The organism is Rugamonas sp., assembly GCF_025354735.1.
Lineage (GTDB): Bacteria > Pseudomonadota > Gammaproteobacteria > Burkholderiales > Burkholderiaceae_D > Rugamonas.
Genome location: NZ_JANXMI010000077.1, coordinates 1 through 12985, shown reverse-complemented (window position 1 = coordinate 12985; position 12985 = coordinate 1). Strand labels below are relative to the sequence as shown.

General features: G+C 66.9%; 11 protein-coding genes. 3 read left to right on the top strand and 8 right to left on the bottom strand.

Features of this window, described 5'->3' with window-relative positions; all coding sequences use genetic code 11:
- Positions 1 to 397, top strand: a 397-nt coding sequence (locus Q0S71_RS07265; protein WP_295993509.1) for a GNAT family N-acetyltransferase, incomplete at its 5' end; no start/stop codon positions are given.
- 35 nt (positions 398 to 432) lie between these two features.
- Positions 433 to 1335, top strand: a complete 903-nt coding sequence (gene cysM, locus Q0S71_RS07260) for a cysteine synthase CysM (RefSeq protein WP_295993506.1) — start codon at positions 433 to 435, stop codon at positions 1333 to 1335.
- 58 nt (positions 1336 to 1393) lie between these two features.
- On the opposite strand, the gene Q0S71_RS07255 is transcribed toward cysM, so the two are convergent.
- The 5 genes from Q0S71_RS07255 to Q0S71_RS07235 form a co-directional block, all read right to left on the bottom strand.
- Positions 1394 to 1723, bottom strand: coding sequence for a hypothetical protein (locus tag Q0S71_RS07255; protein WP_295993503.1), 330 nt, complete (start codon positions 1721 to 1723; stop codon positions 1394 to 1396).
- Between the two features lie 450 nt (positions 1724 to 2173).
- Positions 2174 to 3361 carry a lytic murein transglycosylase B gene (gene mltB / locus Q0S71_RS07250; RefSeq protein ID WP_295993498.1) on the bottom strand — a complete coding sequence of 396 codons (1188 nt, stop codon included), beginning with the start codon at positions 3359 to 3361 and terminating at the stop codon, positions 2174 to 2176.
- On the bottom strand, positions 3358 to 5481 hold the full coding sequence (locus Q0S71_RS07245; protein WP_295993496.1) for a DUF3488 and transglutaminase-like domain-containing protein: 2124 nt from the start codon (positions 5479 to 5481) through the stop codon (positions 3358 to 3360). The genes mltB and Q0S71_RS07245 overlap by 4 nt, the downstream gene beginning before the upstream one ends.
- Entirely contained in the window at positions 5478 to 6473 is a 996-nt protein-coding gene (locus Q0S71_RS07240) for a DUF58 domain-containing protein (RefSeq protein WP_295993494.1), read from the bottom strand. The genes Q0S71_RS07245 and Q0S71_RS07240 overlap by 4 nt, the downstream gene beginning before the upstream one ends.
- Before the next feature lie 7 nt (positions 6474 to 6480).
- Entirely contained in the window at positions 6481 to 7401 is a 921-nt protein-coding gene (locus Q0S71_RS07235; RefSeq protein WP_295993512.1) for a MoxR family ATPase, read from the bottom strand.
- Positions 7402 to 7590: 189 nt separating this feature from the next.
- On the opposite strand from Q0S71_RS07235, the gene Q0S71_RS07230 reads away from it, so the two are divergent.
- On the top strand, positions 7591 to 8520 hold the full coding sequence (locus tag Q0S71_RS07230) for a histone deacetylase family protein (protein ID WP_295993491.1): 930 nt from the start codon (positions 7591 to 7593) through the stop codon (positions 8518 to 8520).
- A gap of 48 nt (positions 8521 to 8568) precedes the next feature.
- Here the strand turns inward: Q0S71_RS07230 and Q0S71_RS07225 are convergent, their stop codons facing one another.
- From Q0S71_RS07225 to Q0S71_RS07215, 3 genes are all read right to left on the bottom strand, one after another.
- On the bottom strand, positions 8569 to 10572 hold the full coding sequence (locus tag Q0S71_RS07225; protein ID WP_295993488.1) for a prolyl oligopeptidase family serine peptidase: 2004 nt from the start codon (positions 10570 to 10572) through the stop codon (positions 8569 to 8571).
- A 92-nt stretch (positions 10573 to 10664) separates the two neighbouring features.
- Entirely contained in the window at positions 10665 to 12668 is a 2004-nt protein-coding gene (locus tag Q0S71_RS07220; protein ID WP_295993485.1) for an alpha/beta fold hydrolase, read from the bottom strand.
- Positions 12669 to 12777: 109 nt separating this feature from the next.
- On the bottom strand, positions 12778 to 12985 hold a 208-nt coding region (locus Q0S71_RS07215), incomplete at its 5' end, for a hypothetical protein (protein WP_295993483.1).

The window sequence follows — 12985 nt, the reverse complement described above, 5'->3', positions numbered from 1 at the left end:
CGCCGGCGCTCCCGCCGGCGCCGCGCCTTATGCCGACGCCGACGCCATCCTGGGCCACGTCGACCTGCGGGCGCGGCCGGAAAACCATGCGGCCCACCGCACGCTGCTGGGCATGGGCGTGCGCCGCGACCAGCGCCGGCTGGGCCTGGGCCGCACGCTGCTGGCGACCGCGCTCGACTGGGCCGCCGCGCAGCCGGGGCTGGACTGGGTCGACCTCGAAGTGTTGTCGGCCAACGCGCCGGCCCTGCGCCTGTACGGCGATTGCGGTTTCACCCGGACCGGTGAAATCGCCGACCTGTTCCGCGTCGACGGCGAGCGGCTCGGCTCCATCTTCATGGCGCGCAGCGCGCAAGCGGCGCCCCTGGCGCGTCGCACGCGCTTGCTGAACTCCGATTAAAATACTTGTTTTGCCGAACCCGGAAACAGAACACGATGGCTTATAAGACTTTGGAAGACACGATAGGCAACACGCCGCTGGTGCAGCTGACCCGGCTGCCCGGCGCCGACGCGGCCGCCCGCAACAACATCATCCTCGGCAAGCTCGAAGGCGACAATCCGGCCGGCTCCGTCAAGGACCGGGCCGCCATGTCGATGCTCAGGCGCGCCGAGGAGCGCGGCGACATCAAGCCGGGCGACACGCTGATCGAAGCGACCAGTGGCAACACCGGCATCGCGCTGGCGATGGCGGCGGCCCTGCGCGGCTACAAGATGTTGTTGCTGATGCCGGAAAACCTCAGCATCGAGCGGCGCCAGAGCATGGCCGCCTACGGCGCCAGCATCATGCTCACGCCCAAGACGGGCGGCATGGAATACGCGCGCGACATGGCCGAGCAGCTGCAAAAGGACGGCAAGGGCATCATCCTCGACCAGTTCGGCAACCAGGATAATTCGCGCGCCCACTACGAGGGCACGGGGCCGGAAATCTGGCGCGACACGCATGGCCAGGTCACCCATTTCGTGTCCGCCATGGGCACCACCGGCACCATCATGGGCGTGTCGCGCTATCTGAAGGAGCAAAATCCGGCGTTGCAGATCATCGGCGCCCAGCCGGAGGAGGGCTCGTCCATCCCCGGCATCCGCAAGTGGCCGGAGGCGTATCTGCCGAAGATTTATGACAAGGCGCGCGTCGACCAGATCGAATATGTGACGCAGGCGGCGGCCGAACGCATGGCGCGCCGGATGGCGGCCGAAGAGGGGATATTCTGCGGGATTTCCGCGGCGGGCGCATGCGAGATCGCGTTGCGCGTGTCGCAAACGGTGGAGAACGCAACGATCGTGTTCATCGTCTGTGACCGCGGTGACCGTTACCTGTCGACCGGCGTCTTCCCGGCGTAACGGCCATAAGCTATCCCTCCTCCCGAGCGGGGGAGGGATGGTGTTGCCAGTGCCGGGATCAGCCCTGGCCTGGTTCGCCTTCTTTAGGCTTGAACTGCTTGTCGCTGATGCGGAACTTGTTGCGGCGGTCGCCCATCAGGTAACGCAGGTCGCGGATGCTCAGATCGCTCACCTCGTGCATGCGGATCAGCAGCGAAGCGCCGACCGGCAGGCGGTGGTGGCGGATTTTGCTGATAACCGGCGGCGCCACTTCCAGCGCGCGCGACAGGGCCGCATCGTTTTTCAGGCGCAGGTTTTCGATCAGCGTGTCGAGCAGGCGATTCGGGTTGTATTGCAGCAGATCATCTCCGTCCTGCTCATTCATATCGATACCGACTTGGTTTGTCATGATGTCGTTTGTTCCTTCTGTAAAGTTGTCTTGCAAAGTAAAACACTCGGAGCTCGCTCTTGCTGCGGTAATGTTCATCCTCTACCAAGGAACGAATTCACAACGGACGGATTCCGGGGTAACAAGTTTCATAATATATACACAATTGTACAACATCAAGCATTGTAATACTCATAAGCAATAAATAAATTGCTTGATGCGATAGTGGCCGTTGTCTTAATGCAACATTGTGTGGGAATTATACACCGAGTGCCGCGTTTTGCTGATTTCGGGCACTATTTTGTGCGTCATGCAAAATTAATTATAAATTCATTTGGTTTGCGTTGCCGCACAATATGACTTTCAAAAATGAATGTACAAGTGTGTTAAATCAACGATAAACGCCGCCACAATTGCCGGCAAGATTCGTTACGCTTCCTTACATCTGGTATTGCCCGCGTGTGGACACGCTTATTGGCCAGCCTCGGGCGCGGCCGCCGCCGTGGTGGCCGCCGTGCGCGCCAGCCTGACGGCCCGGCCCAGCTCGACCACCGACATCGCATAGAAATAGCTGCGGTTGTATTGTGTGATGGCGAAGAAATTCGGCGTCGCCACCCAGTATTCGGTGGCCTCGGCGCCGTTCTGCAAGTCGACCAACCCGAACAGTTCGCCGTCCGGCAGCGGTGCCGTCGTGCTCACGCCGGCCGCCGCCAGCTCGCCGGGCGCCAGCGTGGCCGCCAGTCCCCGGCCCAGATACGCCTCCCAGGCCCGGTTCGGCGACACGCTGGCCGGATAGGCGGGCGGGCCGGCGTCGCCGCGCTGCCAGCCGTGCGCCACCAAAAAGGCGGCGACGCTGCCGATGGCGTCGCCCGGCTCGTTGAGCAAGTCGACGCGGCCGTCGCCGTCGAAGTCGACCGCGTATTTGACGATGTTGCTGGGCATGAATTGCGGCAGGCCGACGGCGCCGGCGTAGGAACCGCGCAGGGTCAGCGGGTCGAGATTGTTTTGGCGCGCGTAGACCAGCGCCGCTTCCAGTTCGTCGCGGAAGAAGGCCATGCGGGCCTCGCGGGTCGGCGTGTCCGGATAGGAAAACGCCAGCGTCATCAGCGCATCGAGCACGCGGAAGCGGCCGGTGTTGGCGCCGTAGACGGTTTCGACGCCGAGGATGCCGACGATGACGTCGGCCGGCACGCCGTACTGCGATTCGGCCCGCGCCAGCGCTTCCTGGTTGTCGTTCCAGAACTTGACGCCGGCGCCGATGCGCACCGGCTCGATGAACAGGCCGCTGTAGGCTTGCCAGTTCTTGGGCTTGCCCGGCGGCGCCGGTTTGATGAGCTGGACGGCGGCGTCGACGTAGCGCAGCTTGCCGACCAGCAGGTCGAGGTCGGCGCGGTCGAAGCCATCCCTGGCGGCGATGGCGTCGAGGTAGGCGCGCACTTCCAGCCACTGGCCGAAGTTGACGTATTCGCCGACGTAGTCGACGCCCGGCGCCGGTTTTTTCCTGGCCGGCTTTTTCTTCGCCTTTTTCTGCATGCTGGGCGGCAGCGTGTAGCCGTAGCGGTCCACGGGGGCGGCTTCGGCCAGCTGGGCCAGCGGGACCGCCGCCAGCAGCAGCGCCAGCATCCAGGTCGAGGGTTTCAATGTCGGTGCAGTTTTCATCGGGTGTCGCGTAACAGGGTGGTGAGCGCGCGCAGCGTGGCCGCGCGGGCGCCGGGGGCGGCGCGGCCGTATTTGAGCGCGCCGTACAGGGTCAGGAATTGCGTCATCGCGGCCTTCTTTTCCTCGCTGGCCGCCATCGCTCGCAGGCGGACCGCATAACTGTGCGGGCCTTCGCCGGCGGCGCGGACCACGCCGTGGCGGGCTTGCTGCCGGCAAAACGCCGCATAGGCGGCGTCGGCCGGGTCGCCGGCCCGGCCGGAACGGGCCCGCAGCGTGCGCGCCAGCATCAGCAGGGCCGCGATCGCCAGGGCGCCGGCGGCCGTGCGCCAGTTGGCGTAGGCGGAACTTAGTTCTTCTAAGAAACTTCGTTGTCTGTCTGGATTGTAGTCCAGTATCCATTGATTCCAACCATTATTCACCGCGTTGATGCGAAAACGTAGTTGCGCCAGCCACGAAGTGGCGTCGTTTTCAAAATTGATGAGTTCGCCGAGCCGGGCGATGCCGAACGGCGACTGCTGCGGCAGCGCCCGCGCCAGGTTGTGGCGCACGCGTTCGGGCGCGACGGCGGCGGTCGGGTCGTAGCGCTGCCAGCCGTGGCCGGCGATCCACACTTCGCCCCAGGCGTGGGCGTCGGACTGGCGCACGGTGACGTAGCCGTCGACGGGATTGAGTTCGCCGCCCTGGTAGCCGGTGACGACGCGCGCCGGCACACCCATGGCACGCATCAGCACGACGAAGGCGCCGGCGTAGTGCTCGCAAAAGCCGGCCTTGCTGTTGAAGAGGAAGTCGTCGACCGTGTCGCGCCCGGCCAGTGGCGGGTCCAGGGTGTAGGCATAGGGGCCGCCGTGGAACATTTGCAGCACGGCCAGCGCCGACGCCGCCGCGCCCGGCCGGCGCATCTGCCGCGCCAGCGCCAGCGTGCGCGGATTGAAGCCGGCCGGCAGCTGCAACCACGGCTGCATTTGGGCCGGGTCGGCGTCGGCCTGGATGCGGAACTCGGGATAGGCGCTGGCCTCGTAGCGCAGGCGCGCGGCGATCGGTTCGTTGGTGCTCAGTTCGAGCTCGGTGGAATTGCGCAGCGCATAGCCGGGCAGGGCCAGGCCGGGATCGGTCATTTCCAGCGCGAACAGCCAGCGCTGGTTGCTGGGCTCGACCGTCACCTCGTGCCGCACCGGCTTGCCGCTCACGGTGATGCCGACCGTCGCCGGTGGCGTGCCGCGCGCTCGCGGCTGCGGGCCGATGCGGTGCCAGGTGCGGCCGTCGTAGTCGCCCAGCACGATGCCGCGCCAGTACAGCTGTTCCTGGGGCGGTTCGGGATCGATGAAGCGGACCCGGAACGCCACCTCGTCCGAGCGCGCCAGGCTGGACATGGTGCCCGGCGCCATCGTGTCCGACATGCCGGTGTGGCCGCTGTGGGCGTCGCCCGGCATGCCCCACAGCGGACCCTGGATGCGCGGGAAGCCGAAGAACAGCAGCAGCGCCAGCGGCGCGGAATAGGCCACGATGCGGGCGGCGGCGGCCAGCCGGCGCCGCAGCGGCGGCACCGCGCCGGTGTACTGGAAGGTCAGCTGGGCCGTCAGCAGCACGACGATGGTGAGCACCATTTCGGCGCCCGTCGGTATCGACTGCGAGTAAAAGAAATTGGTCAGCAGCAGGAAGAAGCTGAGGAAGACCACCACGAACAGGTCGCGCCGCGCGTGCATCTCCAGCAGCTTGAAGGCGAGCAGCAGCGCCAGCATGGCGACGCCGGCGTCGCGCCCCAGCAGCGTGTGGAAGGAGTGGTAGACGCCGGCCATCGCCAGCAGCGACACCGGCAGCAGCAGCCACAGCGGCGGCAGGCGCTTGCCGCGCAGGGTCAGCGTGGCGCGCCACAGCAGGGTGGCGCCGGCGGCGGCGCTGATCCACAGCGGCAGGTGCGCGAAGTGCGGCGCCAGCACCAGCAACGCCGCCAGCAGCAGCAACAGCGTGTCCGATTTGTCGCGCGTGAGCTGGCGCGTCCAGCGCGCGCGCAGCGTCGCCGGTGCCGACGCCGGTGTTGATGCCGCTGCTGCCGCCGCCGCCGCCGCCGCGCTTGCAGCAGCCGTCGCGGGCGCCGTGCCGCGCTGGTCCTGCGCCGTCATGCCGCGCGCTCCTGTCCGTGCAGCGCCAGCGCCCGCAAACAGGCGGCGCGGTGGGCGTCGCCCAGCGCCGGCCCGAGCGCGTCGCCGCCCAGCCGGAATGTGTAGGGCAGGGCGCGCCGTTCCGCTTCCAGCACCCACTGCGTCATGCGCGAGAGCTTCAGTTCTTCATCGAGATGGCGTGGCAGTTCGGCGTAATCGAGCAGCAGTTCGGCCACCGCGCCGCCTTCGAAATGCTTGGTCACCAGCTGGCCGCCGAGCGCCGGATCGTGGCGCGCGATCTGGCGCCACGCCAGGTGCCGCATCGGATCGCCGGCCTGGTAGTTGCGGATGCCGGCGAAATTATCGAGGCCGACCTGGCCGTGGCCGTCTTCGCTGGCCGCGCCGCTGAGCGGCAGCGGCGGCGCGTCCGGTTCGGGATAGGGATAGACCAGCACCGCCAGGTCCGGCTGCCAGTAACTCCAGGCGCGGAACAGGCCGAGGGGGAAGCGCGTCAGCAGGCGCACGCGCGGCGCCCGCAGCCAGCCGCGCCGCGCGGTCGGCGTCGACAGCAGCACCAGCGCGCCGGCGCCGGCCGCCACGTCGGTCACATGGCGCGGCGCGGCCGGGCCGTGAAAGTCGACCCACACGGCGTAGCGGTCGTGCGTGGTGCGGTTGTTCAGTTGCAGCTCGAACTGGGCCGCCTCGCCGGCGAACACCGGCGCCGCGCGGCCGGGGGCCAGGCGCAGCGAGGCCAGGTTCTTCGCCGTCAGATACATGTCGACGACGGCGCAGGCGCCGGTGAAGAAGGTCAGCACGTAGCCGAGACCCAGGTTGTAGTTGATGGCGCCGATCAGCATCAGCAGCAGCAGCGCCGTGAACGACAGGCCGGCACGGGTCGGCACGATGAAGACGCGGCGCATCGTCAGCAGCACTTCGCCGGGGTCCTGGTCGCGCAGGCGGAACAGCGAGTTGTCGATTTTATTGCGGACCCATGGGCGCAGCCGGTTCAGCATGACGGCGTCACACCGGCACGGATTTCTGCAGTTGCAGCACCAGGTCGCGGCTGGCCAGCGCCGTGCCGTGCGCCGACTTCAGCGGCCGCAGCCGGTGCGCGCACACCGGCACCAGCATCGCCTGCACGTCTTCCGGGATCACGTGGTCGCGCCCTTCGAGCGCGGCCCAGGCGCGCGCCGCCTGCAGCAGGGCGATGGCGGCGCGCGGGCTCATGCCCTCGGCGAAGGAGCCGTTCGAGCGCGTGGCCTGGGCCAGCGCCTGCACGTAGTCGACCAGCGCGGCCGAGGTGTGGATTTGTTTCAGCTGCTGCTGCGCGGCCGCCAGTTCGGCCGGCGTCATCGCCGCCGGCAGCGACTTGAGCATCACGCGCCGGTCTTCGCCCAGCAGCAGCGCGCGTTCGGCCGCCGCGTCGGGGTAGCCGAGCGAGAGGCACATGAGGAAGCGGTCGAGCTGCGACTCGGGCAGCGGGAAGGTGCCGATCTGGTGGGTGGGGTTTTGCGTGGCGATGACGAAGAACGGTTCCGGCAGCGCGCGCGTGACGCCGTCGGCCGTCACCTGGCGCTCCTCCATCGCTTCGAGCAGGCCCGATTGCGTCTTCGGCGTGGCGCGGTTGATTTCATCGGCCAGCAGCACCTGCGTGAAGATCGGGCCGGGATGGAATTCGAAGCCGTTTTTTTCGCGCGCGTAAATCGAGATGCCCGCCACGTCGGCCGGCAGCAGGTCGCTGGTGAACTGCACGCGGTTAAATTGCAGGCCCAGCGAAATGGCCAGCGCGTGCGCCAGCGTGGTCTTGCCGACGCCGGGCACGTCCTCGATCAGCAGGTGGCCGCCGGCCAGCAGGCAGGTGAGCGCCTGCCGTATTTGCAGATCCTTGCCGACGATGATGCGGCCCACCTGGGCCGCCACGTCATGAATTTTTTTGAACATCGGGTCGCCCGTGCTGGTTGCGGTTTTCAAAAGCGCACGCGGTCCGCGGCGCGTGCGCGTGGTCGGCGTGGTAGATTAGCGCCATCGGGACTTTTTATCATACCTGACGGTAATAGCGATTCTATGCGAGAAACGGCGCGGCCGGATACCCCAAGATCGACCATGAGCGCCGCAGCGGAAACCAGTGACATGACGACAGCCATTTACAGCCACCCAGACTGCCTGCGCCACGAGATGGGCGAGTGGCACCCCGAATCGCCGGCGCGGCTCGAAGCCATCGCCGACCAGCTGATACGGGCCAACGTCAACGACCTGTTCGAGCACCGCGCCGCGCCGCTGGTGGCGCTGGCCGACCTAGAACGCAACCACACCCAGAACGCCATCGCCATCGTGCGCGACAGCCTGCCGTGCGAGGGCGACGATTATTATCCGATCGACGCCGACACCTCGCTCAACCGCCACAGCTGGCGCGCCGCGCAGCGCGCCGCCGGCGCCGCCGTGGCGGCCACGGACGCCGTCATCGACGGCGACATCGCCAACGCCTTTTGCGCGATCCGCCCGCCCGGCCACCACGCGCGGCCGGCGCATCCCATGGGCTTCTGCATGTTCAACAACGTCGCCATCGCGGCCAAGCACGCGCTCGACGCGCGCGGGCTGGAACGGATCGCCGTCGTCGACTTCGACGTCCACCACGGCAACGGCACCGAGGAGGCGCTGGCCGGCGAGCCGCGCGCGCTGATGGTGAGTTTTTTCCAGCACCCGTTTTATCCCTACACGGAGCCGGAGCCGTACACGGCCAACCGCGTCAACGTCGCCGTGCCGGCGCACACCAAGGGCGACGTGATCCGCCAGCTGGTGGTCGAGCACTGGCTGCCGGCGCTGCACGCGTTCCAGCCGCAGATGATCTTCATTTCGGCCGGCTTCGACGCCCACCGCGAGGACGACATCGGCGGCATGGCGCTGGTCGAGGCGGACTACGTGTGGCTGACGGAGCAGGTGATGGCGGTGGCGAAGCGGTACGCGGACGGCCGCATCGTCAGCTGCCTGGAGGGCGGCTACAACCTGTCGGCGCTGGGCCGCAGCGTGGTCGCGCATGTGAAGGCGCTGGCCGAGATTTAGCTCGTCGAGCCGTTACGGCGCCGCGCCGGGTGGAAAATACAGCTGAATTTACCGCAGCGGTTTGAGGTTCTGGTCGAGGAAGGCTTCGACGTGGCGCCAGAAGTCGACGCTGTCGCGGTCGTGGCGCCAGACGTGGCCCTCGTCCGCATACACCAGCCACTCGACGTTGGCGTTGGCCTTGCCGACGGCGGCGCGGAAGCGGCTGGCGTCGGCCAGCGGCTCGCGCACGTCCTGCGCGCCCTGGGCGATCAGCAGCGGCCGCGTCAGCCGGGCCGCGTTCGGCAGCGGCGAATAGCGCGTGAACATGGCCGCGTCCTGGACCGGGTCGCCGATCAGCGTGCGCAGGCCGTAATGCAGCGCCTCTTGCGAGGCGTCGTCGTCGGCCGTGCTGAACATCAGATGCAAGTCGGTGATGCCCGACCATTCCACGCCGCAGCGGAACAGGTCGGGATGGTCGATGAGGCCCATCAGCGTCGCATAGCCGCCGTAGTTGGCGCCCATGATGGCGATGCGCTTGGGGTCGGACCAGCCCTGCTTGACCGACCACAGGGCGGCATCGGCCAGGTCGTCCTGCATGCGCTGGCCCCACTGGCGCCAGCCGGCCTGGTAGTGCTGGAAACCGAAGCCGGTGCCGCCGCGCGTTTCTGCCTGGATCACGAGGTAGCCGCGCGAGGCGAGGAACTGGGCCTGGCCATCCCATTCCGGCGCGACGCCGCGCGCGTTCGGGTCGGCGCGCACCAGCACCACCGTCGGCAAGGGACCGGCGGCCGCGCCCGGCGGCCGCGTGACGTAGACCGGTATCGTCATGCCGTCGCGCGCCGTGTAGTGCTCGAAACGGCGCGCGCCCATGCGCGCCGGCTCGATCGCCGGGCGGCTGCTGCCGAGGCCGGTCATCACGTCGCTGTCGAGGTTGTAGATGAAATAGGCGGCCGGCTGGCGGTCCGAGGTCGACGTCACCAGCACCACCGGCGCGTGGGCGCAGTCGGCCGCGCAGTCGATGCTGTTGGCGGTCTCCGGCAACACCTGGTCGACTTCGTCCTGCAGGCGCTGGAGGCGGCGGTCCAGCCAGGTGGTGGCGCGGACGTCGCTGTCGAGATGGATGCCGAGCAGTTTTTTGCTGGCGTAGTCGAGCACGGGCGTGCCGCGCACGTCGATGCCGGGCGTGGCCAGGAAGGGCAGCGGGGCCCGCGCCATCGTCTTGACGTCGTAGCGGTACAGCGCGCCGTAGCCCTCATGGTCGGCCTGCACGTAGAGGGTGTCGTCGCCGTCGAAGAACAGCGGCGCCACCTGGGCGCTGCCATAGCATTCGGCGTTGCCCATCTCGGCCCATAGTTCCTGCGCCGGCGCGCGGTAATAACGGATGCAGCGGTTCTGCACGCGCGCCGTCACGATGCGCGGCCGGTCGCTGGCGTCGGGCAGCCAGTCCAGGCCGTGCGGCGGCTGGATGCCGTCGAGGATGCCGGTCAGCTTGCGGCTGCGGCTGTCGAGCCGGAACAGGCGCGCCGATTGCGGGCTGTAGTCGATGTCGTTCCAGCTGTACTTCGCGACGATGATGTCGTCCGAGTCGTCGTGGGTGACGTCGAAAAAAGCGTAATCGGCCGTCAGCACCTTGTCCTTGATAGTGCTGCCCGTGGTCGATTGGCGGTGATCGCGGTTGCCGGAAATGAGCATGGCCACATGGGCGCCGTCGCGGTCGACCGCGAATTCGTCCACGCTCGACGTGAATTCGTCGCGGTAGTTTTTGAGCGTGAAGCCGAGGCGGTTTTCATTGATCCAGTGGACGGCGACGATTTTTTCCCGGGCCGGCGACGAGATCGGGACGGTCAGCTTTTTCAGGTCCGTGGTGTCGCGCACGGCCAGCATTTGCTTGCCGTCGTCGCCGGTCGCCACCATGGCGACGTAGCGTCCGTGCGGCGACAGCTGGACCAGGCTCAGCACCGGGTCCTGGAAAAAGCTGGCGGCGTCGGGCGCGCCGCCGGCGTCCGCCGCCGCCGCGCACGCCGGGATCAGCAGCAGCGTCCATGCCATGCGATACAGTGTGCGGCGTTTCATGTCCGGCTCCGGTGATGGGGTATTCCATCATACGGAGGGCATGGGTTTTTCCGCAATCAGGCAGATGGCATAGATGGGCGAGCTTGCATCCGTTAGCGCGCCGTCTTCAGGTTCTTGTCGAGGAAGGCTTCGACGTGGTTCCAGAAGTCCAGGTTGTCCTCCTCGTGGGCCCAGCCGTGGCCCTCGTTGTCGTAGAACAGGAACTCGACGTTGGGGTTGCCCTCGCTGACGGCGGCGCGGAATTTGCGGGCGTGGACCGGCGGCACGCGGCGGTCCTGGCCGCCGTGCGCCATCAGCAGCGGCTGCTTGAGCCGGGCGGCGTTGGCCAGCGGCGAATATTGCTGGAACAGGGAGGTATCCTTGTCGGGGTCGCCGATCAGGGTGCGCATGCCGTATTGCAGGTCTTCTTCCGAGGCGTCGTCGTCGACGGTGTTGAACATCAGGCCGATATCGGTCACGCCGGCCCATTCGACGCCGCAGCGGAAGATGTCGGGATCGTCGATCAGGCCCATCAGCGTCGCATAGCCGCCGTAGCTGGCGCCCATGATGGCCACGCGCCGGGGATCGGCCCAGCCTTTTTGCTCGGCCCACAGGGCCGCGTCGGCCAGGTCGCGCTGCATGCCCTGGCCCCACTGTTTCCAGCCGGCCTGGAAGTGGCGGGCGCCGAAGCCGGTGCCGCCGCGAAATTCCGGCTGGATCACGACGTAGCCGCGCGAGGCCAGAAATTGCGCCTCGCCGTCCCACTCCCACGACGCGCCGCGCGTCTGCGGGCCGCCGTGCACCAGCACCACGGCCGGCAGCGCCGTCTTGGCCGGGCCCGGCGGCAGGGTGACGTAGACCGGGATGCTCATGCCGTCGCGCGCCGTGTAGTGGTAAAAGGCGCGCGTGCCCATCTGCGCCGGCTTGATGTCGGGGTGGACGCTGCCGAGGCCGACGACATTGCCGGTGGCGATGGTGTAGATGAAGTAGGACACGGGCTGGCGGTCCGAGGCCGACTTCACCAGCACCACCGGCGCCTTCAGGCAGTCGTCGGCGCAGGCGATGGCGTTGATGGTCTGCGGCAGCGCGGCGTCGACCTTCTTTTGCAGCTCCTTGAGGCGGGCGTCGAACCAGACCGTGCTGACGGCGTCGCTGTCGAGGTGCACGCCCAGCAGGCGCTTGCTGGCGTAGTTCATCACGGGCGCGCCGCGGAAATCGAAGCCGGGCACCGTCAGCGTCGGCTCGGGCGCGCGCTGCAACGTCTTCAGGTTCATGCGGTAGAGCGCTTCGTAGCCGTGGTAGTCGGCCTTGCCGTAGAGCGCGTCGGCGCCGTCGAAGAACAACGGCGCGAAATTGCTCTGCATGCAGTCGGCGTTGGCCAGCTCGGTCCACTGCTCGCTGTCCGGCGCGCGGTAGGAGCTGATGCAGCGGCCGTTGATCTTGGCCGTCACCACGCGCGGCACGTCGCTCGGGTCGGGCAGCCAGTACAGCGCGCGGTTGGGCTGCTTGCCCGGCTCGATGTCGGTCAGCGCGTGGTTGCGCGTGTTGAGGCGGTACAGGTGGGACTGGGCCGGATGTAGGTCGGTCGAGTTCCAGGTGTTTTTTTCGACCAGGATGTCGTCCGAGCCGTCGTGGGTGACGTCGAAGTAGGCATAGTCGGCCGTCAGCGTGCGGTCCTTCATGGCCGAGCCGAGATTGATCTGGTTGTGGGTCCAGTTGCCGGAAATGAGGTGGACCAGGTTGCTGCCGTTGCGGTCGGCCGCGTATTCGTCGCGGTTGCCCTTGAACTCGACCCGGTCGCTCATCAGGGTGAAGCCGATGCGGTTTTCATTGACCCAGTGGATGCCGACGATTTGATTGTCGATCGGCGTCGTGATGGCCGCCGTGGCCTGCTTCAGGTCGCTCGTGTCGCGTATCGCCACCACCTGCTTGCCGTCGTCCATCAGCACCACCATCGCCACGTAATGGCCCTGCGGCGACAGCACGGTGGCGCGGGTGGCGGGATTCTTGAAGAAGCTCTCGACGCTGGGCAGGGCGGTGGCGCGGGCGGCCGGCGCGCAGGCCAGCAGGGTCAGCAACGCCGCCGTCAGCGCGGAGGACAACAGGGATGGTTTCATGCGTGGCCCGGGCAATGGATGAAGCGGCAATCATACTGAGATATTGCAAAATAAGCCACATTTATCAATTGAGAACCCTGGCCGCGGCAGCGCGCAAAAAAAAGATTCTTCACGGCTCAGAGGGAAACGGGCTCGGCATGGCTCGCCGGGGTGGTGGGTGGGGCCCTGCGCGCGCATGTGGAAAATCTTCTATTTTGCCTTCTATTTCCTTCTGCTTTTTTCTGCTTTCTTTTATTTTGAACTTCGCCTGAATATGCAGGTCTAAATAGAGGAAAGCAGAACAAAATAGAAGGGGAAATAGAATGAAATCCACAGTG